The organism is Lelliottia wanjuensis (genome assembly GCF_030238365.1).
GTDB classification, from domain to species: Bacteria; Pseudomonadota; Gammaproteobacteria; order Enterobacterales; family Enterobacteriaceae; genus Enterobacter; species Enterobacter wanjuensis.
In genome coordinates this window covers 341,729-367,600 of sequence record NZ_JASSOT010000001.1, presented here as the reverse complement: position 1 = coordinate 367,600, position 25,872 = coordinate 341,729, and the positions used below count along the sequence as shown (strand labels likewise).

General features: G+C 56.3%; 17 protein-coding genes. 9 read left to right on the top strand and 8 right to left on the bottom strand.

Going from position 1 to position 25,872, the window contains the following annotated elements; all coding sequences use genetic code 11:
* Positions 1-164 precede the first annotated feature (164 nt).
* Entirely contained in the window at positions 165-4,067 is a 3,903-nt protein-coding gene (gene hrpA, locus QQF33_RS01725) for an ATP-dependent RNA helicase HrpA (protein WP_285157288.1), read from the top strand.
* A 100-nt stretch (positions 4,068-4,167) separates the two neighbouring features.
* On the opposite strand, the gene QQF33_RS01720 is transcribed toward hrpA, so the two are convergent.
* From QQF33_RS01720 to QQF33_RS01705, 4 genes are all read right to left on the bottom strand, one after another.
* Positions 4,168-4,524, bottom strand: coding sequence for a D-Ala-D-Ala carboxypeptidase family metallohydrolase (locus QQF33_RS01720; RefSeq protein WP_285157287.1), 357 nt, complete (start codon positions 4,522-4,524; stop codon positions 4,168-4,170).
* Between the two features lie 206 nt (positions 4,525-4,730).
* Entirely contained in the window at positions 4,731-6,104 is a 1,374-nt protein-coding gene (locus QQF33_RS01715) for an efflux transporter outer membrane subunit (RefSeq protein ID WP_285157286.1), read from the bottom strand.
* Positions 6,101-7,183 (bottom strand): HlyD family secretion protein, encoded by a 1,083-nt coding sequence (locus QQF33_RS01710; protein WP_285144522.1) that lies wholly within the window; start codon positions 7,181-7,183, stop codon positions 6,101-6,103. The genes QQF33_RS01715 and QQF33_RS01710 overlap by 4 nt, the downstream gene beginning before the upstream one ends.
* A 45-nt stretch (positions 7,184-7,228) precedes the next feature.
* Positions 7,229-8,881, bottom strand: coding sequence for an MFS transporter (locus tag QQF33_RS01705; protein ID WP_390888436.1), 1,653 nt, complete (start codon positions 8,879-8,881; stop codon positions 7,229-7,231).
* A gap of 212 nt (positions 8,882-9,093) precedes the next feature.
* Between QQF33_RS01705 and QQF33_RS01700 the strand changes: the two genes are divergently transcribed.
* Positions 9,094-9,888, top strand: coding sequence for a YdcF family protein (locus tag QQF33_RS01700; RefSeq protein ID WP_285157285.1), 795 nt, complete (start codon positions 9,094-9,096; stop codon positions 9,886-9,888).
* Between the two features lie 196 nt (positions 9,889-10,084).
* On the top strand, positions 10,085-11,524 hold the full coding sequence (gene aldA, locus QQF33_RS01695; protein WP_285157284.1) for an aldehyde dehydrogenase: 1,440 nt from the start codon (positions 10,085-10,087) through the stop codon (positions 11,522-11,524).
* 38 nt (positions 11,525-11,562) lie between these two features.
* Here aldA and gap read toward each other — a convergent pair whose 3' ends face one another.
* Positions 11,563-12,564, bottom strand: a complete 1,002-nt coding sequence (gene gap / locus QQF33_RS01690; RefSeq protein WP_285157283.1) for a type I glyceraldehyde-3-phosphate dehydrogenase — start codon at positions 12,562-12,564, stop codon at positions 11,563-11,565.
* A gap of 194 nt (positions 12,565-12,758) precedes the next feature.
* On the opposite strand from gap, the gene cybB reads away from it, so the two are divergent.
* Complete coding sequence (gene cybB, locus QQF33_RS01685) at positions 12,759-13,289, top strand: cytochrome b561 (RefSeq protein WP_282493134.1); 531 nt, start codon at positions 12,759-12,761, stop codon at positions 13,287-13,289.
* A 278-nt stretch (positions 13,290-13,567) separates the two neighbouring features.
* On the opposite strand, the gene QQF33_RS01680 is transcribed toward cybB, so the two are convergent.
* The gene (locus QQF33_RS01680) at positions 13,568-15,931 is read right to left on the bottom strand and encodes a helix-turn-helix domain-containing protein (protein WP_285157282.1); all 2,364 of its coding nucleotides are present in this window, start codon (positions 15,929-15,931) and stop codon (positions 13,568-13,570) included.
* Between the two features lie 198 nt (positions 15,932-16,129).
* On the opposite strand from QQF33_RS01680, the gene QQF33_RS01675 reads away from it, so the two are divergent.
* From QQF33_RS01675 to QQF33_RS01655, 5 genes are all read left to right on the top strand, one after another.
* Positions 16,130-17,299: a M20 aminoacylase family protein gene (locus QQF33_RS01675; protein WP_285157281.1), complete on the top strand. Its 1,170-nt coding sequence runs from the start codon at positions 16,130-16,132 to the stop codon at positions 17,297-17,299.
* 29 nt (positions 17,300-17,328) lie between these two features.
* Positions 17,329-18,726, top strand: a complete 1,398-nt coding sequence (locus QQF33_RS01670) for an MFS transporter (protein WP_390888458.1) — start codon at positions 17,329-17,331, stop codon at positions 18,724-18,726.
* Between the two features lie 147 nt (positions 18,727-18,873).
* Positions 18,874-19,149 (top strand): metal/formaldehyde-sensitive transcriptional repressor, encoded by a 276-nt coding sequence (locus QQF33_RS01665; RefSeq protein ID WP_032610935.1) that lies wholly within the window; start codon positions 18,874-18,876, stop codon positions 19,147-19,149.
* 29 nt (positions 19,150-19,178) lie between these two features.
* Positions 19,179-20,297, top strand: a complete 1,119-nt coding sequence (locus tag QQF33_RS01660) for an S-(hydroxymethyl)glutathione dehydrogenase/class III alcohol dehydrogenase (protein ID WP_285157279.1) — start codon at positions 19,179-19,181, stop codon at positions 20,295-20,297.
* Between the two features lie 160 nt (positions 20,298-20,457).
* Entirely contained in the window at positions 20,458-22,149 is a 1,692-nt protein-coding gene (locus QQF33_RS01655) for a methyl-accepting chemotaxis protein (RefSeq protein WP_285144514.1), read from the top strand.
* A 123-nt stretch (positions 22,150-22,272) separates the two neighbouring features.
* On the opposite strand, the gene QQF33_RS01650 is transcribed toward QQF33_RS01655, so the two are convergent.
* Positions 22,273-24,657, bottom strand: a complete 2,385-nt coding sequence (locus QQF33_RS01650; RefSeq protein WP_285157278.1) for a membrane-bound PQQ-dependent dehydrogenase, glucose/quinate/shikimate family — start codon at positions 24,655-24,657, stop codon at positions 22,273-22,275.
* A 287-nt stretch (positions 24,658-24,944) separates the two neighbouring features.
* Complete coding sequence (locus QQF33_RS01645; RefSeq protein WP_282493129.1) at positions 24,945-25,868, bottom strand: LysR substrate-binding domain-containing protein; 924 nt, start codon at positions 25,866-25,868, stop codon at positions 24,945-24,947.
* Between the last annotated feature and the right edge of the window lie 4 nt (positions 25,869-25,872).

The following is a 25,872-nucleotide window of genomic DNA, read 5'->3' as shown; positions in this document are numbered from 1 at the left end:
CGTTGCTTGCTGACACTTTATTCACAATCCTGTCGCAGAGATAGCGCAATATATCGAAGCCTATGTTCGATTTTTTTGAATAAGGCAGTCAAAGCGGTGGTGTGGTACTCTATACGCATCATTCAAGTGAGATTTAGCCTGGCAGAGCACTGCCCCCTAACACTATGACAGAACAACAAAAATTAACCTTCCCGATGCTGATGCAACAGCTCGATACGCTGATGCTGCGCGACAAGCAGCGCTTCGCACGTCGCCTGCACGGGATTAAAAAGGTTAAAAATCCTGATGCACAACAGGCCATTTACCAGGAGATGGCGAAAGAGATTGAACAGTCAGCCGGGAAAGTCGTGCTGCGCGAAGCGGCACGCCCTCAGATTGAATACCCGCAAAACCTGCCCGTCAGCCAGAAGAAACAGGAAATCCTCGAAGCCGTACGCGATCACCAGGTGGTGATTGTGGCCGGGGAAACGGGTTCCGGTAAAACCACGCAGCTGCCAAAAATCTGTATGGAGCTGGGGCGCGGGATCAAGGGCCTGATCGGTCATACCCAGCCGCGTCGTCTGGCGGCGCGTACCGTGGCGAACCGTATTGCTGAAGAGCTGCAAACGGAGCCGGGCGGTTGCATCGGCTATAAGGTGCGTTTCAGCGATCACGTCAGCGATAACACCATGGTCAAACTGATGACCGACGGTATTCTGCTGGCCGAAATCCAGCAGGACCGCCTGCTGATGCAGTACGACACCATCATCATCGATGAAGCCCACGAGCGCAGTCTGAATATCGATTTCCTGCTCGGGTATCTGCGCGAGCTTCTGCCGCGTCGTCCGGATCTGAAAATCATCATTACCTCCGCGACCATCGATCCGGAGCGCTTCTCGCGCCACTTTAACAACGCGCCGATCATTGAAGTCTCTGGCCGTACCTATCCGGTAGAAGTGCGCTATCGCCCGATTGTGGAAGAGGCGGACGATGTCGATCGCGACCAGCTGCAGGCGATTTTTGACGCCGTGGATGAGCTGGGCCGCGAAAGCCCCGGCGACATCCTCATCTTTATGAGCGGTGAGCGCGAAATCCGCGACACCGCCGATGCCCTGAGCAAGCGCGATCTGCGCCACACGGAGATCCTGCCGCTCTACGCGCGCTTATCCAATAGCGAGCAGAACCGCGTGTTCCAGTCCCACAGCGGCCGTCGGATCGTGCTGGCGACCAACGTCGCCGAAACCTCGCTGACGGTGCCGGGCATTAAATATGTGATCGACCCCGGCACGGCGCGCATCAGCCGCTACAGCTATCGAACCAAGGTCCAGCGCCTGCCGATCGAGCCGGTTTCACAGGCCTCGGCGAATCAGCGTAAGGGCCGCTGCGGTCGTGTCTCGGAAGGTATCTGTATTCGCCTCTATTCCGAGGACGATTTCCTGTCGCGCCCGGAATTTACCGACCCGGAAATTCTGCGTACTAACCTCGCATCCGTCATCCTGCAGATGACCGCGCTCGGTCTGGGCGATATTGCCGCGTTCCCGTTTGTCGAAGCGCCGGATAAACGCAATATCCAGGACGGCGTGCGCCTGTTGGAAGAGCTGGGTGCGATTACCACCGACGAACAGGTAACTGCCTACAAACTGACGCCGATGGGCCGTCAGCTGAGCCAACTGCCGGTGGACCCGCGTCTGGCGCGTATGGTGATTGAGGCGCAAAAACACGGCTGCGTGCGCGAGGCGATGATCATCACCTCGGCGCTGTCGATTCAGGACCCGCGTGAACGTCCTATGGACAAAAAGCAGGCGTCCGATGAAAAGCATCAGCGCTTCCACGACAAAGAGTCGGATTTCCTCGCCTTTGTGAATCTGTGGAACTACCTCGGCGAGCAGCAAAAAGCGCTGTCGTCGAACCAGTTCCGCCGCCAGTGTAAGGTCGAATATCTCAACTATCTGCGCGTGCGCGAGTGGCAGGATATCTACACCCAGCTGCGCCAGGTGGTGAAAGAGCTGGGCATTCCGGTGAACAGCGAACCGGCGGAGTACCGCGAAATACATATGGCGCTGCTGACCGGGCTGTTGTCCCATATCGGCATGAAAGACGCCGATAAGCAGGAATATACCGGCGCGCGTAACGCTCGTTTCTCCATCTTCCCCGGTTCTGGCTTATTCAAGAAACCGCCGAAATGGACCATCGTGGCGGAGCTGGTGGAAACCAGCCGTCTGTGGGGTCGCATCGCGGCGCGTATCGATCCCGAGTGGGTCGAGCCGGTGGCGCAGCATCTGCTGAAACGCTCGTACAGTGAACCGCACTGGGAGCGCGCGCAGGGCGCGGTGATAGCGACGGAAAAAGTGACCGTTTACGGCCTGCCGGTCGTGGCGGCGCGTAAGGTGAACTACAGCCTGATCGACCCGGCGCTCTCCCGCGAGCTGTTTATCCGCCACGCGCTGGTGGAGGGCGACTGGCAAACACGTCACGCCTTCTTCCGCGAAAATCTGAAGCTGCGCGCGGAAGTGGAAGAGCTGGAACACAAATCCCGCCGTCGCGACATCCTCGTGGACGATGAAGCGCTGTTTGAGTTTTACGACCAGCGTATCAGCCACGACGTGGTTTCTGCGCGTCACTTCGACAGCTGGTGGAAAAAGGCCAGCAAAGAGTCGCCGGACCTGCTCAACTTTGAAAAGAGCATGCTGATTAAAGAGGGCGCGGAGCAGGTCAGCAAGCTGGACTACCCGAACTTCTGGCATCAGAGCAACCTCAAGCTGCGTCTGACCTATCAGTTTGAGCCAGGCGCAGACGCCGACGGCGTGACGGTTCACATTCCGCTGCCGCTGCTCAATCAGGTGGATGAGGGCGGTTTTGAGTGGCAAATTCCCGGCCTGCGCCGAGAGCTCATCATTGCGCTGATCAAATCCCTGCCGAAACCGGTGCGGCGTAACTTTGTTCCGGCCCCGAACTACGCCGAAGCTTTCTTGGGTCGCGTCACGCCGCTGGAGTTGCCGTTGCTCGACGCGCTGGAGAAAGAGCTGCGTCGCATGTCTGGCGTGACCATTGACCGCGAATCCTGGCACTGGGATCAGGTACCCGATCACCTGAAAATCACCTTCCGGGTGGTGGATGATAAAAACAAAAAGCTCAACGAAGGCCGGTCGCTGACGGAGCTGAAAGAGGCGCTGAAGGGCAAAGTGCAGGAGACGCTCTCGGCGGTGGCGGACGACGGTATCGAGCAGAGCGGGTTGCACATCTGGAGCTTCGGCAATCTGCCGGATCACTATGAGCAAAAGCGCGGCAACTACAAGGTGAAAGCCTGGCCTGCGCTGGTGGATGAGCGCGACAGCGTGGCGATCAAGTTGTTTGATAATCCGCAGGAACAACAGCAGGCGATGTGGCGCGGTCTGCGCCGCTTGCTGCTGCTGAACATCCCATCGCCGATCAAATACCTGCACGAGAAGTTGCCGAACAAAGCTAAGCTCGGGCTGTACTTCAACCCGTACGGTAAGGTGCTGGATCTGATCGACGACTGTATCTCCTGCGGTGTGGACAAGCTGATTGACGAAGCAGGCGGGCCGGTGTGGACGGAAGAGGGCTTTGCCGCCCTGCACGACAAAGTGCGCGCCGGGCTGAACGAGACGGTGGTGACTATCGCGAAGCAGGTCGAACAGATCCTGACGGCGGTGTTCAATATCAACAAACGCCTGAAAGGGCGCGTGGATATGACCATGGCGCTGGCCCTGTCAGACGTGAAAGCGCAGATGGGGGGGCTGGTGTATCGTGGGTTTGTCACCGGTAACGGCTTCAAGCGTCTGGGCGATACCTTGCGCTATCTGAATGCGATTGAAAAACGTCTTGAGAAACTGGCCGTCGATCCGCACCGCGATCGCGCGCAGATGCTGAAAGTGGAGAGCGTCCAGCAGGCGTGGCAGCAGTGGTTAAACAAACTGCCGCCCGCGCGCCGCGACGACGAAGATGTGCAGGAGATCCGCTGGATGATCGAGGAGCTGCGCGTCAGCTTCTTCGCCCAGCAGCTGGGAACGCCGTATCCGATCTCCGATAAGCGTATTTTGCAGGCGATGGAGCAAATCACGGGTTAAATCCTGCCCGATGGCGCTGCGCTTACCGGGCCTACAAACCATCGTAGGCCGGGTAAGGCGTAGCCGCCACCCGGCTTTTTTTTTCGGGCAGGATGGTTGCTTATCCTTTCCAGCGAGCCCGCTGACCGCGCACGTCAACATGCGTGAACGTCTTATAACTTCCCAGCCCCAGCGTCTCAGGATAATGCTCATCAAACCAGCGATACACCGATGACGGCGTACTTCCTGCAATCACAATATCCGCCGCGATCCCCTGTAAATGCTGGCTATTCGGCACTCCACCAACGGCTTTATTATGCGCCGGACACCGGCAGCCGCAGTTAATGGTGACAGGTGCATCGAACGCGCAGCGCGCGCTTTCCAGCACCGCGATAAGCTCCTGCGAAATACTCATAAAACCGCACCCGCACCGGCATGCAAATTCGCTGGTGCTGAAATGTTCCGAAAGATTCCCCATGTGTGTTCCCCGTCTATGACCTTAATACCGGACAGAGTACGGGGTGCAAGAATACATAAGGGGGCAATAGGCAGGCGCGGGAGGGCATTAAATGATGAGCCCGGTAGGCCGGGTAAGGCGCAGCCGCCACCCGGCGCAGAGGTGAGGTTCGTGCGGTCTGGTGCCCTCACTCCAAGCCTCTCACACGGGTGAGGGAGATAATGCTTTTACCTCCATCCCCCGCCCAGCGCCTTATACAGATCAATCTGCGCCAGCAGCAGATTATTTTTCACCTGCACCACGCTGGTTTGCACTGAGAACAGCGTGCGCTGTGCGTCGAGGACGTCCAGATAGGACGAGTACCCGTTGCGATAGCGGTTTTGCGCGATGCGCAGCGTCTCCTGCGCCACATCCTGCTGCGCCAGCAGTTCGGTCAGTTGTTCCTGATAGCGCGTGATGGCATCCAGGCTGTCGTTCACTTCCCGGAAGGCGTTGCGCACGGTTTTTTCATAGGCGTACAGCGCCTGATTGCGCTGGGACTGGGAAATATCCACTTGGGCATTCAGCGCCTGGCGGTTCAGCAGCGGTGCCAGGATGCTCCCGCCGAGACTCCAGAGCTGCAGCGGGTTATCCAGCAAGCCGGGCAGAGTGCGATCTTGTACCGATCCCGTGGCGGTGAGGTTGATCGACGGCAACAGGCTGGCGCGAGAGGCGGCGAGCGTGGCGTCGGCTGCAATCAGCTGGCGTTCCGCCTGCACGATATCCGGGCGGCGATTGAGCAGCGACGAGGGCAGCTGTGACGGGAGTTGCAGCGGCGTCAGCGAGCTGAAACTGTCGCTACGCGCCACCTCGCCGGGATTGTCTCCCAGCAGCTGACTGAGGGCATTTTCCTGCACGGCGATCTGGTGCTGAAGCAGTGGGATTTGCGCGCGCGTGGATCGCAGTTCGGAGTCGGACTGCATCAGCTCGAGCCGTGAACTGTAGCCCGTTTCGAACTGGCGTTTAGCCAGAGCCAGCGCATCTTCCCGCGATTTGACCGTCGACTGCGTCACGCGCAGCTGTTCATCGAGTGAAAGCAGGGTGACATAGCCCGACGCCACCGACGACGCGACCGTAAGATCCGCGGCGGCGGCTGCCGCTTTTTGTGCTTCCAGCGTGGCTTCGGCGGCATTCGCGGTACTGCGGTTAACGCCCCAGATATCCACGTCGTAGCTGGCGGTGAGACTGCCTTTATACAAGGTGCTGTAAACCGGCAGCCCGGTGGCGGCGGACTGCGCGCGCGCCCGGGTGCCGCTCACGCCTGCATCGAGCGACGGAAACAAGCTGCTGTCGGCGGCGTAAACGCGCGCCTGATATTCGTTGATCCGCTCGCGGGCGATCAGCACGTCGCTGTTATTTTGCAGCGCCCGATCGACGTAGCGGTTGAGGTGGTTATCGTGAAAATTTCGCCACCACAGTTGTTCTGCCGGACGGGCGTGGCCGGTCGCCGCCCGCCAATGTGCAGGGATTTGCAGCGAGTTTTTCGCCGGGGCGACATCTGCCGACTGACATCCGGCCAGCCACAGGGCGACGAGGGCGCAGGCCACGGGACGAAGCGTCATTCTTTCGCCTCCCGCGTGTCGATATTCACCTGCACGGACATCCCAGGGCGCAGCAGCGCGGTCTCTTCCGGTTTGCCGAGTACCTCAATACGCACCGGAATACGCTGGGCGATTTTGACAAAGTTGCCGGTGGCGTTATCCGGCGTGATAGCGCTGAACTCCACGCCGGTCGCCGGAGAGATACTCTGCACGCGCCCCTGATACTTTTTATTGTTCAATGCATCGACGGTAAAGGTGACCGGTTGCCCGACGCGCAGATCCGCCAGCTGCGTCTCTTTGATGTTGGCGATGACCCAATGCTGCGGCGGAACCAGCGTCGTGAGATGCGTTCCAGCGGTGACGTACGCGCCGAGACGCACGGCAATCTGCCCGAGCTGACCGTCGCGCGGGGCGATAATCCGTGTGTTCTGCAGATCAATCTGCGCCAGCTCCAGCGCGGCTTTCGCACTCTCGACATCCGCTTCCAGCGAGCCGCGATTGACGATTACGGTTTGCAGATCCTGACGCGACATCTCCAGCGTGGCTTTGGCCTGGTCGATATCGGCGCTGCCCTGAGCGGCGCTGGCGAGAGCTGCGTCGCGCTCGCGAATGGAGAGCGAACCGTCGGCGGTGAGATCCTTCACGCGCTTTAAATCTGCCTGCGTTTTCAGGCTCTGGGCGCGGGCGTTTTTCAGCGCCGCGTCGTTGCGGGCAATCACCGCTTCAGCGCTTTTCCGCTGCTGGAGATTGTTTTCCAGCGCCGCCTGTTTCATTGCCAGCTGGGCCTCGGCCTGATGCACGCGCTGGCGGTAGATGCGGTCGTCAATTTGCAACAGCAGGTCGCCTTTTTTGACCTGCTCGAAATCCTGCACCTTCACTTCGGTGATGTAGCCGTTGACCTGCGGACTGATAAAGGTGGTCTGCCCGCGCACGTAGGCGTTATCGGTAAACTGGGTGTGGCGCGTGAACGGCGGCAACTGCCAGGCGTACAGGATCACCAGCACCCCGACGATGCCGATGGCCGCCGCGGTAAAAATAGAAACAATGCGCAAGTTATTGCGGGTGTTGGCCTGCTCTTTGGCGGCATCCTGCTGACTCATAACGTCTCCCGGGGTAAAGCCATGTTCATTATTGATTTTCTTCTGTTATTTGGTGCCAGTGGCGCGTTTTAGCGCCATCCGGGCGGTGATTCTCAGGCGCAGCAAGCGCCACAAAATCCAGACCAGCGTGGCGGTGGCAATCCCCGCCGTCAGCATATAGGTATCGTTATAGGCCAGAATATTGGCCTCCAGTGTGGTGACGGTTTGCAGCTGCAGCACGGCCTGAGTGCCAAGCAGGGCGCTGTCGCCAATCAAATTCTGGTACATCTGGCTGTACATTTGTAGCCGCTCGTTGACCAGCGGATTCAGCGTGGTGAGCTGATCGGCTAATAAACTGGAGTGATATTTCTCGCGCCAGGTCTGAAAGGTGCCGAGGATCGCGGAACCGAGCAGGCCGCCGACGTTCTGGCTCATGCCAAACAGCACCGAGAAGCTGACCAGGTTGCGCGGATCGGCAATCACGCCGCCAATCCCCGCCAGCATCGCCGGGGCGAGGAAAAACGCGCTGCCAAAGCCGAGTAAGAACTGGCTGAACATCAGCTGATCCGGGCGGGTTAAGCTGGTGGACTGGCTGTCGAGCAGGGAGGCGACAATCATCAGCAGCAGGGAGGTGACGATCGGCCAGGCCAGTTTAGTCGGCTTAATGGTCAGACAGCTGGCGACAATCCCGCAGGCGATCCCGGCGAAGATCGACCAGGCCAGGTGGGTCATTTGTTCGTTCTGCAACCCGACATACTGCAGCCAGCCGATCACCCCGGTGTTTTGCTCCGCCAGCACGATGCGGATCAGCAGCATAATCAGCCCCAGGCGCAGAATGCTGCCGCTGGAGAGCCAGCGGGTATTGAGCAGCGGGTTGCTGCGGTTGTGTTCAAAGACGATGGCGGAGAGGATCAGCACCAGCGAGGCCGCCAGCGCCCAGCCGATCCACGGCGCTTCAAACCACCAGTCGAGACGCCCGAGAGACAGCACCGCGCAGAGCAGCGCCATGCCCGGTGCCAGCAGGAAGAAGGTGATGAAATCTTTCTTCTCAAAGACTTTTTTCCGATCGCCGGGCGGGAGTTTCAGGGCGATCACGCACCCGAGCGAAATCAGCGCCAGGCCGAGCTCGAAGAAATAGAGCCCGCGCCATTCGTCGAGCTGCAGCAGTTCGGTGGAGAACAGGCGGGCGATGGGGATCGCCAGCGAGGAGCCGGTGATCCCGATGGTCAGCGCTTTAAGACGATGTTTCGCGGGCCAGGCCTGAATCTGATAGTAAATGCCCAGCGAGCTCAGGGCGGCGGCGACCATCCCGTGGGCGGCGCGGACCATCAGCGCGGAACTCAAATCATTGACGAACAGGTGGAAAAAGGTCACCAGCACATAGAGCACCAGAAACCCTTCCGTAAAGGCGCGCAGCCCGAACTGCTGGCGAAATTTTACCAGCAGCAGGTTGATCGAGACGTTGGTCATCACGTAGACGGCGGGAAGCCAGGCGATCTCCGTCGACCAGACGGCAAAGGTGCCCTGCAAATTTTGCAGGTTGGCGGCAACCATCGCGTTGCCGAGCGCCCCCGTCAGGCAGACCAGTAACCCCACCACGCCATAGGCCACGCGTTTTGGCGTGCTGTGCAGGGGCGTCGAAGGCGAACCGAGCAGGGCGGGTTTCTCATGTGGCTGCCACTCGCGAGGAGCATAAGGATCGCGTTGAGGCAGGCGCATAACGTCAGTTACCTTTGGAAAAATTGAATAGTTAGTGGGCTAACGATTCTACCTGTGGCAGAAATCATAATTCAAGTGAATATGAAATAGTGCATTAAATCAAATATGATTGCCGCCATCTGCGGTAACAGGCGGGCGGCTTTCGGAGAGATCCTCTGTTTCGCCACGACATACGCGTTACTCTGAACATAACCTGATGTAAGGAGGTCATGATGACGCTTAACCTTTTTCCCTGCCTGCCCGAGGCAACCCTCGCGGCGGTCAATACGAGCGGTGAGTGGCTGGCGCAGGACGATTATCGTCACGGCCAGCCGTTTGATGCTGTGATACTTGCCGGGAACGCGGTGATCCCGGCCATCGACGCCGCCTGCCGGATCGCGTCTGAGCAGGCGATTCCGCTGATCATTAGCGGGGGTATCGGCCACTCAACGACTTTTCTGTATGCGGCGACGGCTCGTCACCCGCGCTATAACACCGTTCCGACCACCGGACGCGCAGAGGCGGCGATTTTGGCGGATATCGCGCGCCAGTTCTGGCACATTCCCGATGAACGCATTTTGATTGAAGACCAGTCCACCAACTGCGGAGAAAACGCGCGGTTTAGCTGGAATATGCTCAAACATCATGCGCCGGTCCCGGAACGTCTTCTGGTGGTGCAAGATCCGACAATGCAGCGGCGTACCATGGCGACCTTTGCGCGGGTGTGCCGCGACGAGCGCGTGCCGCCACACTTGACCAGCCATCCGGGCATTAATCCGCGTCTGCAAAACAGCGACGACGGTCTGGTGTTCAGCGGTGGTGGCGAGGGGCTGTGGCCGGTGGAGCGCTATCTGTCGCTGGTGCTCGGCGAACTCCCGCGCCTGCGGGATGATGCCAACGGTTACGGCCCGGCGGGGCGCGACTTTATCGCTCACGTGGATATTCCGCCTCACGTCGAAGCCGCCTGGCAGATTCTACGCCATGACACCACGCTCACCGAGGCGCTGGTCAGCCGTTCCCTTCTGTAACCTTTGCCCGTTTGCGCAGCCTGCGTCGCAAACGGGCATTTTATGTTGCTTGTCTGTAATCGAAATGTTTGCTGACGCGATTCTTTTTTGAGATATCTCACAAAAACAGCGCGATACCCTGGGTCTCCTGAAACTCGGCTGTAATTTTTAACAATAATTTCACGTGTTAAAAACAGTGCAATCACAGGAGCAGGTCATGACAGTACCCGTACAACATCCTATGTATATCGATGGACAGTTTGTTGCCTGGCAAGGTGACGCCTGGATTGATGTCACCAATCCGGCCACCGAAGAGGTCATTTCCCGTATTCCCGATGGGCGTGCCGAAGACGCCCGCAAAGCGATAGAGGCCGCCGACCGCGCGCAGCCGGGCTGGGAAGCGCTTCCGGCGATTGAGCGTGCGAACTGGCTGCGCAAAATCTCCGCCGGGATTCGCGAGCGCGTGAGTGAAATCAGCGCCCTGATTGTCGCCGAGGGAGGCAAAATTCAACAGCTGGCGGAAGTGGAAGTCAATTTCACCGCCGATTACATCGACTACATGGCCGAGTGGGCGCGTCGTTACGAAGGCGAGATTATTCAGAGCGATCGTCCGGGCGAAAACATTCTGGTCTTTAAACGTGCTCTCGGCGTGACGACCGGCATTCTGCCGTGGAACTTCCCGTTCTTCCTGATTGCCCGCAAGCTGGCGCCTGCGCTGCTGACGGGCAACACCATCGTTATCAAACCGAGCGAATTCACGCCGAATAACGCCATCGCATTTGCCAAAATCGTCGATGAAATTGGTCTGCCAAAAGGGGTCTTTAACCTGGTGCTCGGGCGCGGCGAAACCGTCGGTCAGGAGCTGGCGGGCAACCCGAAAGTGGCGATGGTCAGCATGACCGGCAGCGTCACCGCCGGTGAGAAGATCATGACCGCCGCGGCGAAAAACATCACCAAAGTGTGTCTGGAGCTGGGCGGCAAAGCGCCTGCTATCGTGATGGACGATGCGGATCTGGAGCTGGCGGTGAAAGCGATTGTCGACTCGCGCGTCATTAATACCGGGCAGGTGTGTAACTGCGCCGAGCGCGTGTATGTTCAGAAAGGTATCTACGACCGCTTTGTGAACCGTCTGGGTGAGGCGATGAAAGCGGTGCAGTTTGGCAATCCGGCGGAGCGCACGGATATCGCGATGGGCCCGCTGATTAACGCCGCGGCGCTGGAACGCGTCGAGCAGAAAGTGGCGCGCGCGGTGCAGGAGGGGGCGCGAGTGGCGCTCGGCGGCAAGGCGGTGGAAGGTAAAGGCTACTACTATCCGCCGACCCTGCTGCTGGATGTGCGCCAGGAGATGAGCATCATGCACGAAGAGACCTTCGGCCCGGTGCTGCCGGTGGTGGCGTTTGATTCTCTCGAAGACGCGCTGGCGATGGCCAACGACAGCGAGTACGGCCTGACCTCTTCGGTGTATACCCAGGATCTGAACGTAGCGATGAAAGCCATCAAAGGGCTGAAATTCGGCGAGACCTACATCAACCGCGAGAACTTTGAGGCGATGCAGGGCTTCCACGCGGGCTGGCGCAAGTCGGGTATCGGCGGGGCGGACGGGAAACACGGTTTGCATGAATATCTGCAAACTCAGGTGGTTTATCTCCAGTCGTAATGTTGTGATTAGCGGGCAGCGAGGCTGCCCGCAATCAGTTAAAGTGCGGCGAACTTATCCAGCGTGCGCACCAGTTGGGTGACAAAGCCGTACTCGTTGTCATACCAGGCTACGGTTTTCACCAGCTGTACGTCTCCCGCCTCGGACACTTCCGTCTGCGTGGCGTCAAAGATTGAGCCAAAGTGCGAGCCGATCACATCTGAGGAGACGATCTCCTCGTCCGTATAGCCAAAGGATTCATTGCCCTCGGTCGCTTTTTTCAGCGCGGCGTGGATCTCATCGACGGTCACCTTTTTCTCCAGAATCGACACCAGCTCCGTCACCGATCCGGTTTTCACCGGCACGCGTTGGGCGTGACCTTTCAGCTTTCCACTGAGCGCAGGGATGACCAGCCCAATCGCTTTCGCCGCCCCGGTGGTATGCGGAATGATATTCTCCGCCGCCGCACGCGAAGCGCGCAGGTCTTTCCCGCGCGGGCCATCGACCAGCGCCTGGGTGCCAGTGTAGGCATGGATGGTGGTCATGGTGCCGACCTTAATCCCGAAGGCGTCGTTCAGCACTTTTGCCAGCGGGGCCAGGCAGTTGGTGGTGCAGGACGCCACCGAAATAATGGTGTCGCTGGCGTCAATGGTGTCGTCGTTGACGTTAAAGACGATGGTTTTCATCTCGCCAGCGGGCGCGGAGATCAGCACTTTTTTCGCCCCGGCGTCGAGGTGGGCTTTCGATTTCTCCTCCGAGGTATAGAAACCGGTGCACTCCACCACCAGATCCACGCCCGCCGAGGTCCATGGAATGTGTTTGGCCTCTTTTTCGGCGTACACGGAGATCGATTTGCCATCGACAATCAGCGAGTCTTCGGTGAAATCGACGCTCCACGGGAAAGGACCGTAGTTCGAGTCGTGTTTCAGCAGATAGGCCAGCACTTTGGGGGAGGTGAGATCGTTAATCGCCACGACGGTGTTGCTGTCCTGAGTTTCAAGCAGACGGCGCAGGACCAGACGCCCGATGCGGCCAAAACCATTAATGCCAATTTTACTCATGGTTGACTCCTGTATGAACTGAACGATGCGACAGTTTGAAAACTCCTCCAGGCTTAGACCATGACGGCGGGTGAGGCAATTGAAGATGATTCATGCGCGGGCGAAGTTTTTGAAAACCCATAAAGAAAAGTTAATGAATTTTTAAGTAAAGCCCGTTATGTTGACCCTTTGTTCGACTTTATCCAGGAAATCATATGCGTAATAAATATACTGGCCTGCAAATTGGCATTCACTGGCTGGTGTTTCTGCTGGTTATCGTGGCCTACGCGGCGATGGAGTTACGCGGTTTTTTCCCGCGCACCGCGCGTCCGGTGATCAATATGATTCATGTTTCCTGCGGGATTTCGATCCTGGTGCTGATGGTCGCGCGTCTGCTGGTGCGCCTCAAATTCCCGGCGCCGCCGATTCAGCCTAAGCCAAAACCGATGATCACCGGGATGTCGCATCTGGGGCACCTGGTGGTTTATCTGCTGTTTATTGCGCTGCCGCTGATTGGCCTGGTGATGATGTATAACCGCGGTAACCCGTGGCTGGCATTCGGTCTGGTGATGCCGCACGCGGCAGAAGCGAATTTCGATTTAGTCGACACCCTGAAATCCTGGCACGTGACGCTGGCAAACATCGGCTATTTCGTGATTGGGATCCACGCCTTTGCGGCGCTGCTGCACCATTATTACTGGAAGGACAATACGCTGCTGCGCATGATGCCGAAAAAGCGTTCCTGATAGTCTGCCAAACCCGCTTCCGAGAGCGGGTTTTTTGTCTGCGTTGCCGTCAAACATCCATAAACTGATTAAGTGAATAAACATTCGTTCTTAAGGTGGGCTTTAACCTGATGATTTGCTTTAAGTCTGTTTAATTTCAATGATGAATATATCCATGACAAACACAGGGTGACAGATTATAAATGCACTATCCAACGGACAGGGTGTATTCAAATCTGCAGTGCTGTGTGTTTACGGGACCTGACCGATGTCGGCAGGTCCTGGATTTTCCTGGCGACCTATGGCGTAGTAATTCTATTGATCTCAAATAGACAGAGCGCGTTGACATCCATTTCGACACAGATCTTCCAGCAGGTATTGATATTTTCATCATAGAGATGCAGATCGGGTGAAGAATGAAGGTCAATAAACTGCATGACTTCACTGTCGCGGCCATAACGGGTTGGCTGGCATTCGAATTGATGAAAGAGCGCGCCGTGCTGTTGGTCAAAGAGATGCCGTTTAATCTGGTACGTGCCAGGCTCCATCCCAGATATCGTCACGCTGAGCTGTTTGCGAAAGCCCTTCATAAGATGCTCCTGTAGCGACAGACAGGGATTAAACGTCACGCTATTTGTCAGCAGCACCCGATACCCCTGACCCTCGCGGGTCACCAGATAGTTTTCCCCCTTTGCCGCGACCGCACCCGTAAGCCGCTCGCGCAGTCGCAGTACGTGAAACATCGGGCGACGGGTGGGACCGACAAAAAAGAGCGAAAGGCTGCTGGTGTCGATGTGCTTCTCTTCCCGCATTTCATGCTGCACCTCTGAATTAATCCAGAAGCCGACACAAGTCACGTGTTCCGTTAGCGAAAGCAGAGTGTTCATTAGCAAGGCTCCGCGAAAAAATGCACCATTGGTCTGACGCGTATCGCCTGTCAGTGTGTTCCAGGTTTCCAGGAACAATGGCGTTGTCAGACCATTCTTGTTGAGCTGTTCGACGATTGTTAATGCCTGGCGCTGAACGAAAAATTCGGTGTCCGCCATATCCTCTTTCCCGAATCCTTTACGACGGATCTTGTCGTTGGCGTTGGCCGAAAACCCCAGGAAATCGATCTGCTTTGCAAGGTTGCTCGCAAAGAAAGGGATTTCAGCCATCGCTTTTTTCTCATGGGGAAAAGGGTAATAAATGCCGGTTTGCATCCGGGGCAAAATCGCTTTTAGCGCGTTACGTAGCCGCAGGAACCGGGTTTCGGACTCCTCAGGATAATCCACGTTCGGGTGGTAGCTCAGCGCCCAACTGCTGACATAATCCTCACCAAACAGGGTCATGTTGTGCGCGATAAAATCGAGGAATCGAATGGATATCGTGCGCATTTCCTCTTCCGTCGCCTGAAAGTGGAGGCTGATCAGCAGTGCAACACCCTGCTGTCTGAGAAACGCTACGGCGGTATCGGCGCAAGCGTAGTGTGAAAAAGAGGGCCAGGGTTCATCCGTCAGTAAGTGTGTCGGCAGGGTTTTCTCAGCAAAGATCTGATCAACCTGGATGAATTTCAGCGGCATTTGCTGGCGGGCGCTGATGATCTGCTGTTGTACCGTGCTTTTGAGCAGCTCTTCAAGATGGCCCACTTTTGCCATATAGACCGGATGGGGCAGAGGGGCGGTGGTATCTCTTTTTTCGCCCAGGGGGAAGGTAACCTTTTCCGTGGTCACCTGTTCAATATCGACCATCTGCTCGTGTGTGCTCATACTGCTCGCCAGTAGAGACAGGAGTTCTGCTGGATGTACCTCGCCAAAGCGTGGCGGGCGTGTCGCTGGCGCTTGTTTGGGCAGGTCATAAATCACGTGAGCCGGTGATTTGCCCGCGCGAGACAACGCGCGGTACTGATGGGGGGTCATGGCATATTTGGATTTAAACAGGGCGGTAAAATGGCGCGTATCGCTAAAGCCATTCTCTTCCACAATTTGATAGAGCGGCTTTTGGCTTCTGGACAGTGCCTCAATACAGAACATAAAACGCAACTGCGTCAGATACGTTTTAAAGCTGATGCCGACCTCACGTGAGAACAGCCGAGAAAAGTAAGCTTCGGACGTGTGGTTTATTTTAGCCAGTAAGGAAAGGGATAAGGGTTTGTTGTAATTCTCCTGCAGGTAAATCAACGTATTTTCAATTCGGGAGGAGTAGCCCGTTTGTGACTCTTTCTCGGCGTGAGGTTTTTTCCGCTTAAAATACATAATGAGCAAACTTAATAAACTGGAAAGCAGGGCGTTTATCTCCAGCAGTCCGGTCTCTTTGTGACTTTGTAATTTGCTGATGGCCAGTTGCGTGATAATTTCGCGTAACATTTTCAGGTGCTGATGGTTATCATCAAATTCGATGCTAAATCTGGCAGCGGCATAGTGGGTGTAGTAGCGAGAGAAATAGCGATGAGATATCGCGACTCTGACAATAATATTGTCCCCAAGGCTGGTGAGATGGTAATTCTCATATTGATTAATGAGCAACAAATCCTGCGGATTTAACGTAACCTTTTCGCGCGAAGTTTGCACCGCCACGACGCCTTTCAGCAAATAAAACAGAGTCACGCCGTCATAGCCCCGACTCTCTTCGTCGAGAATATTTACAATATCCACAGAGTAGTTTTGAAATGTCATTTTCTGCATGCTGAACCTTCCGATGTGTATTTTTCTGAACGCCGAAAACAGACGTCAAAAATGAGTGCATCATTTTTTAACGTGGCCGACTGGTGAGCCCGAAAGTGCGCAAATTTTGCTATCTATTGGGAAAGTAATCTCCTGTTACGGTTTTTGGCTCGCTTTATAATACGGACATTAACCACACAGACATGAAGGAAAAATGCGATGACTGACATGATGAAAACCCTCGAAGAAAGCCAGGCAAGATATATCGCGTTAAGACATCAATTACATAGCCATCCCGAAATCGGTCTGGAGGAGTATCACACCAGCGATCTGGTTGCAGAGAAATTGATCTCCTGGGGATATAAGGTGAATCGAGGACTTGCCCAGACCGGCGTGGTAGGGAGTCTGACGGTCGGAGACGGAAAAAAAGTGCTGGGATTGCGGGCTGATATGGACGCGTTGCCGATGCAGGAGCAGAGCGGTAAAGCCTGGGCCAGCAGTGAGGCAGGGAAATTTCATGGCTGCGGGCACGACGGACACACCACGATCCTGCTTTGTGCCGCAGAATATCTGGCCAAAACCCGAAATTTTAACGGCACCCTTAATCTGATTTTCCAGCCAGGTGAAGAGTTGCTTTATGGCGGACGAGTCATGCTGGACGACGGTCTGTTTGAAACATTTCCCTGTGATGCCATTTTCGCGCTGCATAATATGCCTGGCCTGAAGAAAGGCACTTTCCATTTCAAAAAAGGGCCGATGATGGCCTCTTCAGACACCATCGTCATTGACGTCAACGGCGTGGGCGGCCACGGTGCGTATCCTGAAAAGACCATTGATGCAGGGATGATTGCGTGTTACATCGCCGTGGCTTTGCAGACGATCGTCTCGCGTAATGTGGTGCCTTTCCAGCCCGCAGTGGTCACTGTTGGCAGTATCCAGTCAGGGCTTGCGCCGAATATTATCAATGAACATGCCCGGCTTCAGCTGAGCGTGCGCGCGCTAAATGCGGATGTTCGCCGCTTGATGGTGGAAAGGATCACCGAAATTGCACAAGGACAGGCGAAGAGCTTTGGTGCGACGGTCAAAGTCGACCATGTCAATGGCTGCCCGGAGTTGGTCAATGGCCGCGAGGCGACCGATTTTGCCATTAGCGTGGCGAAAGAATTAATGGACCCGTCGATGATCTGCGAGGATACCCACGCGATGATGGGAAGCGAAGACTTCGCCTTTATGCTCGAACGAAACCCCAACGGCAGCTATTTGATGATCGGTGCTGGCGATGAACCGGATCTCTGCCCGGTACACCACCCTGGGTTTGATTTTAATGACGAACTCATCATTCCTGGCGCTCGCTATTGGTGCACGTTAGCCGAGAAGTTCCTCAAGTAACCCCCATCCATCTATGGCGAGATATGATTATGTCTTCAATAGGGTACAACGTCACTCGGGTACAATTTAAAGGTAATGATCGCCTGACTCTGGGTATTGTGTTAGGTGTATTAACGTTCTGGTTATTTGCTCAATCTATGATGAATATTGTCCCTGCTATTCAACAGGACATTAATATCCCGTCAGCCTCATTAAATCTGGCCATCAGTCTGACTTCACTCTTATCGGGCTGTTTTATTGTGGTGGCCGGTGCTGTCGCAGATAAAATTGGCCGGGTCAAAATGACTTATATCGGGTTTATTTTAAGTATTGTGGGCTGTTTGCTTATTATTTTCGCCAGCAACACGGTGATTTTTGCCGCTGGAAGAGTGGTTCAGGGGCTTTCCGGAGCCTGTATTATGCCCGCCACGCTGGCGTTGATGAAGACCTATTATGAGGGAAAGGCGCGTCAGCGAGCACTGAGCTTCTGGTCTATTGGTTCGTGGGGCGGTTCGGGCATCTGCTCACTGTTTGGCGGGGCGGTTGCGACATCGATGGGCTGGAAATGGATATTTATTTTTTCGATTATTTGCGCCTTAGTGGGGATGTTGTTAATTCACGGTACGCCAGAAAGTAAAGTTGTCGAGAAGGGGAGACATCGCTTCGACTATTTAGGCCTGTGCGCATTTGTGGTAATGCTCATCTCTCTTAACCTGATCATTACTAAAGGCAGTACTCTGGGCTGGAAAAGTCAGCCGATGCTGATCTTGTTTGCCGTATTTGTGGTGTCAGCGATTGTATTTGGCAAAGAGAGTTATTTTAAAAGGCAGAACGGGTTTATCGATTTGTCTTTGTTTAAAAATAAACCTTATGCGGCGGCAACGTTTTCTAACTTTATGCTTAACGCAGCGGCGGGAACGCTACTGGTGGCGAGTTTGTACGTTCAGCAAATTCGGGGATTTACGGCTTTTCAGTCCGGTATGCTGACCATTGGTTATTTGATTGCGGTACTGGCGATGATCAGAGTGGGAGAAAGATTGCTGCAAAAAATCGGTGCCAAAAAGCCTATGCTGTTAGGGAGTTTTATGACGGGAATTGGCATTGCTTTAATGGCGCTCACCTTTTTATCAAACACAGCGTACGTCGTAGCTGTGCTGCTGGGCTACATCCTGTTTGGTCTGGGCCTCGGATTTTATGCCACGCCCTCCACGGACACTGCTATTTCTAATGCGCCAGCGGATAAAGTCGGCATTGCCTCCGGGATATACAAAATGGCCAGCTCTCTGGGCGGCGCATTCGGAGTGGCTATTTCTGCTTCTGTCTATACGGCGCTGCTCTCCTCTGGTGGCGCGACGGCAGCGACAATCGGCCTGCTGGTCAACGTGTTGTTTTGCCTGCTGTCGTTTATCGCGGTCCTCATTATGGTACCGAGGAATGCCGGGAAGTAGACTGTAACCGGTAGTATGATTGTCGACAAAAACCTGGCCGCTGACGGCCAGGTTTTTACCGTTTATATATCGGACCCATCATTCAGATTTTCATCTCGAAGATAAATCGGCTACTATACCCCCCTACAGTATATTTAAGGAGGGCGCATGCCACATTCACCCGAAGACAAAAAACGTGTTTTGACTCGTGTGCGCCGCATCCGGGGGCAGGTCGATGCCCTGGAACGTGCGCTGGAGTCCGGCGAACCCTGTCTTGCCATCCTGCAGCAAATCGCGGCGGTTCGCGGTGCGGCGAACGGTTTGATGGGCGAGATGGTTGAAATTCACCTCAAAGATGAGCTGGTGACGGGCGAAACCACCGCCGACCAGCGTGCGGTTCGCATGGCGGAAGTCGGTCATTTGCTACGCTCTTATCTAAAATAAAACACTGGCATCACATAAAGGAAAGCAATATGAAATCACGTGCAGCTGTCGCATTTGGCCCCGGCCAGCCGTTGAAAATCGTCGAAATTGACGTCGCGCCGCCGAAGAAAGGCGAAGTGCTGATCAAAATTACCCATACCGGCGTGTGCCACACCGATGCATTTACCCTCTCCGGTGATGATCCTGAGGGCGTATTCCCGGCGGTACTAGGCCATGAAGGCGGTGGCGTCGTGGTGAAAGTGGGCGAAGGCGTCACCAGCCTCAAGCCGGGTGACCATGTTATCCCGCTGTACACCGCAGAATGCGGCGAGTGTAAGTTCTGTAAATCCGGCAAAACCAACCTCTGCCAGGCGGTTCGCGCCACGCAGGGTAAAGGCCTGATGCCGGACGGCACCACCCGTTTCTCCTACAACGGTGAGCCGATTTACCACTACATGGGCACCAGCACCTTCAGCGAATACACCGTCTGTGCGGAAATCTCGCTGGCGAAAGTGAACCCACAGGCACCGCTGGACAAAGTCTGTCTGCTGGGCTGCGGCGTGACCACCGGTATCGGTGCGGTGCACAACACGGCGAAAGTGAAAGAGGGCGACACCGTGGCGGTGTTTGGTCTGGGCGGGATCGGTCTGGCGGTGATCCAGGGCGCGGTTCAGGCGAAAGCCGGTCGTATTCTGGCCGTCGACACTAACCCGGAGAAATTCAAACTGGCTGGTGAAATGGGCGCGACCGACTTCATCAACCCGAAAGACTACGACAAACCGGTTCAGGACGTGATTGTTGAACTGACTGACGGCGGTGTGGACTTCAGCTTTGAATGTATCGGCAACGTGAATGTTATGCGTTCTGCGCTGGAATGCTGCCATAAAGGCTGGGGTGAGAGCATCATCATCGGCGTGGCCGGTGCGGGCCAGGAGATCAAAACCCGTCCGTTCCAACTGGTGACCGGACGCGTCTGGCGCGGGTCTGCATTTGGTGGCGTAAAAGGGCGCACTCAGCTGCCGGGCATGGTAGAAGATGCGATGGTCGGGAAAATCAATCTCGACCCGTTCATTACCCACCGTCTGCCGCTGGAGCAGATCAACGAAGCCTTCGATCTGATGCACGAAGGGAAGTCGATCCGCACCGTCATACATTTCGGCAGCAACTAATTATTCTGCCAGCGGTTTTTGCCGCTGGCACTTCCTGCATATTCTTCTCTAAAGTGTGACCTGTCTGGCGATTTTAGCCGTAATCAAATTTCGTCGCGTGCCGATGACTCTTTTACAGGCGTGTGTTTCACGCATTTACCTATAAAGAGAGTCGACGGTCATGGACAACAACAAAACGATGCGCAGCCCGCAAACGCTGAGCTTCCTGCATCATATCCGGCTGGTTCCGCTGTTTTCCTCAATTCTCGGTGGCATCATTTTGTTATTCGCGCTGAGTTCGGGTCTGGCGGGGTATTTCCTGCTGCAGGCCGATACGGACCTGCAGGATGTCACGTCAGAAATTCAGGTGCGCACGGGGTTATCGAATAGCTCGAACCATTTGCGTACCGCCCGAATTAATATGATCCATGCCGGTGCGGCCAGCCGTATTGCCGAGATGGACGCGATGAAGCAAAACATCGCCGAAGCCGAAACCCGCATTAAGCAGTCGCAGGAGGGTTTTGCCGCCTACATGAAACGTCCGGTGCGTACCCCTGCTGACGAAGCGCTGGATGGTGAACTCAAAACCCGCTTTGACGCCTATATCACCGGCCTGCAGCCGATGCTGAAATATGCCAAAAACGGCATGTTCGAAGCCATTATCAACCATGAGAACGAGTCCGCGCGTCCGCTGGATGATGCGTACAATGAAGTGCTGCTGAAGGCGATTAAGATCCGTACCGATCGCGCCAATGCCCTGACCACTCAGGCGCACAAGCGTACCCAGCTCGGCCTGATGTTTATGGTCGGGGCTTTTGCGCTGGCACTGCTGCTGACCGCCATGACCTTCGTGGTGCTGCGCCGCACGGTGATTCATCCGCTGCAACGCGCTGCCCGTCGCATCGAGCAGATTGCGAAAGGGGATTTGACCATGGCCGACGACCTGACCGGGCGCAGCGAAATCGGGCGTTTGACCCGCGATCTGCAAACCATGCAGCACTCGCTGGTGAACACCGTCGGCACCGTTCGTGAGGGCGCGGAACAGATTTATCGTGGTACCAGCGAGATTTCTGCCGGTAACACTGATCTCTCTTCACGCACCGAGCAGCAGGCGGCCGCCATCGAGCAGACCGCCGCCAGCATGGAAGAGCTGACCGCCACCGTGAAGCAAAACGCCGATAACGCCCATCACGCGAGCAAACTGGCGGAAGACGCCTCCGGCAAAGCCAGCCGCGGCGGTCAGATGGTCTCCGGCGTGGTGAAAACCATGAGCAATATTTCGACCAGCTCGAAGAAAATCTCTGAAATCACTGCGGTGATTAACAGCATCGCTTTCCAGACCAACATTCTGGCGCTGAACGCCGCCGTGGAAGCGGCACGTGCGGGCGAACAGGGGCGCGGATTTGCGGTGGTCGCCAGCGAAGTGCGCACCCTGGCAAGCCGCAGTGCCAACGCGGCGAAAGAGATCGAAGGGCTGATTCATGAATCCGTCAGTCTTATCGACCAGGGTTCAGGCGAAGTGGTTGCCGCCGGTAACACCATGAATGAAATCGTCGAGGCGGTTAAGCGCGTGACGGACATCATGCTGGAGATCGCGGCGGCGTCCGACGAGCAGAGCCGGGGTATCGTCCAGGTCAGCCAGGCGATTTCTGAGATGGATAAAGTGACCCAACAGAACGCCTCGCTGGTGGAGGAAGCCTCTGCGGCGGCGGCATCTCTGGAAGAACAGGGCGCGCGTCTGACAGAAGCCGTTGGGGCGTTTCGTCTGAATGGAGTAGCGGCAGGGCGTGGGAGTAAGAGTGCGCCAGTGGCTCAACCTGCGCCATTGCGCCAGGCAGTGGTGACCGGTGGGGATAACTGGGAAACGTTCTGAGTGGGTGAAAGTCGGGTGGCGGCTGCGCCTTACCCGACCTACAAAACCAAAACCCGTAGGCCCGTGCAAGCGTAGCGCCGCCGGGCAAAAAAGGGGCCAATCGGCCCCTTTTGCATTAGATCGTTACGCCTTATCTGGCAGAGCGTAGGCGATAATGTAATCGCCGCGATCCGGCAACTGGCGCGCACCACCCGCGTTGATAATGATGTACTGTTTCCCGGTTTTCGGTGAGACGTAAGTCATCGGACCGGACTGGCTGCCCACCGGCAGACGGTCTTTCCAGATCTCTTTCCCGGTCGCAGTATCAAAGGCGCGCAGGTAGAAATCCTGAGTGCCCGCGAAGAACAGCAGACCAGACTGAGTCGAAAGCGACGCGCCCAGGGTTGGCATGCCGATTGGGATTGGCATGTGCATACGAATGCCCAGCGGACCCGTGTCTTCAACGGTACCGACCGGAACCTGCCACACCAGTTTGCCACTTTTCAGATCCACGGCGGACATGGTGCCGAACGGTGGTTTCTGGCATGGAATGCCCAGCGGAGAGAGGAAGCGCTCGCGCATGGCGCCGAATGGTGTCCCGTCCATCGGCACGATACCCATCTCGATCCCGCTCGCATTTTTAGCGACGTTAGCGCGCGGCACCATGTAGTTCGCCAGGCCCAGACGCATATCGTTGACAAACATCAGACCGTTGTTCGGATCAACCGACACGCTGCCCCAGTTCATCCCGCCGAGAGAGCCAGGGAACTGCAGAGAACGGTCCAGACCCGGTGGGGTGAAGACACCCTGATGACGCATCTCTTTAAACTGGATACGGCACAGCAGCAGATCGACCGGCGTCGCGCCCCACATGTCGGATTCGGTCAGCGTCTGGTTGCCAATCATCGGCATGCCAACGGAATACGGCTGCGTCGGGGAGTAACGTTCACCTTCAATGTTGCCCGCCGGGACAGGGCGCTCTTCCACTTTCGCCACCGGTTTACCGGTTTCGCGGTTGAGCATAAAGATCATGCCCTGTTTGCTGGTTTGCACCAGCACTGGCGTGGTGCCGCCTTTGCCGTCTGGCAGATCGTACAGCAGCGGCTGGGAAGGCAGGTCAAAGTCCCACAGATCGTGGTGGGTGGTCTGGAAATGCCAGCGCACCTGACCGGTGGTGGCATCGACGGCCACAATCGAGGAGCTGTATTTATCATCCAGCGCGGTACGTTCGCCTGCGTAGAAATCTGGCGTCGCGTTGCCGGTCGGGAGATAGATCAGGTTTAGTTTGGCGTCGTAAGACATCGCAGACCAGACGTTCGGCGTACCGCGCGTATAGGTCTGACCTTCCGGCGGCAGGCCGGTTAGTTCAGGGTTGCCTGGATCCCAGGCCCACGCCAGTTTACCGGTGTGCACGTCATAGGCACGCACCACGCCCGGCGGTTCACCGGTGGAGAAGTTATCCGCCACACGGCCACCAACGACCACCACATTCCCGGCCACCAGCGGCGTCGAGGTTTGCTGGTAGTAGCCTGGCTTGATTTCACCCATACCAACGCTGAGATCGACAATACCGTGATCGCCAAAGTCTTCGCAGACTTTACCGGTATCGGCGTTGATGGCGATCAGACGCGCATCGGTGGTCGGCAGGAACAGACGACGGGAGCAGGCGGCAGGTTGAGATTCGGTTTGTGACGTTGTCACGACACTGTGATCTTCAAAGAAGCCCAGCCCACGGCAGCGCTGCCAGTTGGGCGCGGTGGCTTTGGAATCGTAGCGCCATTTCTCTTTGCCGGAATCGACGTCCAGGGCTAGCACTTTGCTGTACGGCGTGCAGACAAACAGGGTGTCGCCGATCTGCAGCGGGGTGTTCTGGTCTTCCGCGCCGGAACCGTTGCTCACCGGGATATCGCCCGTGTGCGCGGTCCAGGCCACTTTCAACTCGCCGATATTCTGCTTGTTGATTTGGTCAAGCGCAGCAAAACGGTCGCCGTGGGTCGTGTTGCCCCAGTGCTCCCAGTTTTTCTGCTCTTCGCCCGGCGCGACGGGTTTCACCGGCACCGCTTCGTTAGCGGCCACCAGGGTTTGCGGTTTAAACATCCAGCCGAAGCTCACCAGCATGGCGACGGCCAGCAGCGCGGCCAGGGCGAACGCCGGTTTGGTGTTAGCCGGTTGACGGCTGTTTACCGCGCGCAGGAACGGCCAGACGATGGCGCACAGGAAGGCCAGCACGGCGAGGGTAAACAGGCGCGAGAAGAGCGGCCAAAAATCCCACCCGGCATCGCTAACCGCCCAGAACAGGGAGGCGACAAACGCGATAGCAAAAAGGACGATACCGCTGGTGCGATTCGTCAGGATTAAAAAGGCGGAGACCAACATCACCACGCCCATGATCAGGAAGTACCAGGTGCCGCCTACGGTGGCGAGCTTCAGGCCCAGTCCGCCGATCGCCAGTCCGATGAGTGCCATCAGGACGACCAGGAGCCACTGCAGAAGTCTTGGGACCCCGCGTGGCGCGCTGCCAAATGCCATGTCTATCTCCTTAAAGACCTCGTATTCACTCCACAGCAAGGATGTTTTGCCTGTACCAAATGGGTAATTGAATACGGATTAAATGATGATTTATACGATGAATACCGTTTATACGGCTTTTAAACCCACTGAGTGAAAGAGGGTGTGAACCATTTGGTGAATTCCCGGCTATGATAAATCTGTTAAATTGTTTTGCGCAATTGTTAATAAATGATTTCGCATTATTTGATTAAACAGACGAAAAACCCGTCAGGGTGACGGGTTTGAAGGAAGACGAAGAAAAGATCTTAGCCTGGCATCGACTTGCGGATCGCGCTCAGGAGCGACTGCGCGCCGGAAGAGAGCGGCGTGTCCACGCGAGTCAAAATGCCGATAGGCTCACCGGCCCCAGGAGAGGCAATGGGCAGAGAGGTGAGCGAGCCCTGGCGAAGATCTTCTTTTACCGCGCCGGACGGCACAAACCAGACGTAGTCATAATCCACCGTCAACTGACGCGATAGCGACGCCGAAAGGGTTTCGATGCACCCGGACGGCAGCTTGCAGCCCTGCATTTGCAGCATCACTTCGGCGTTATGGCGCGGGGCGGTGCCTTTCGGCGATACCACCACGGGCCACTCCATCACCCGGCTCAGGGTCACCGTATCGTGAAGCAGCGGATGATTCGGGCGAACCACCAGTTTCAGTGATTCCAGGAACAAGAGTTCATAATTCAGGCCGCCCATCAGCTCAGGATCGGACATGCGCCCGATCCCCAGATCCAGCTCGCCCGACTTTAATCCCGCCAGCAGCATGGTGTTGCTCATGGTCGCCACCTGCAGGGTGGTGTTTTTTTGCTGCTTATGAAACTGCCCAATGGCCGCAGGCAAAATGCCGAGCGCTGCCGTGGGTAGCGCGCCCACGCGCACCACGTCGCCGGGATGATCGTCTTTACGATTCAGCGCCTGACCGGCGGTATTCAGGGCATCCAGAACTTTGACGGCATGGGTCAGAAACTGCTCGCCGACTAAGGTCAGCTGCGCGCCAAGACGCCCGCGATCGAAAAGACGAGTTCCGGTCAGTTGTTCCAGTTCGTTCAGCGTTTTTGAAAGGGCCGGCTGGCTAAGATTAAGAGTTTCAGCCGCACGCCCCAGCGTTCCCTGTTGAGCGACGGCCACAAAAGTGTGCAGATGGCGCAAGCGTATGCGCTGACTAAACAAACCATTTTTTTCCATGATG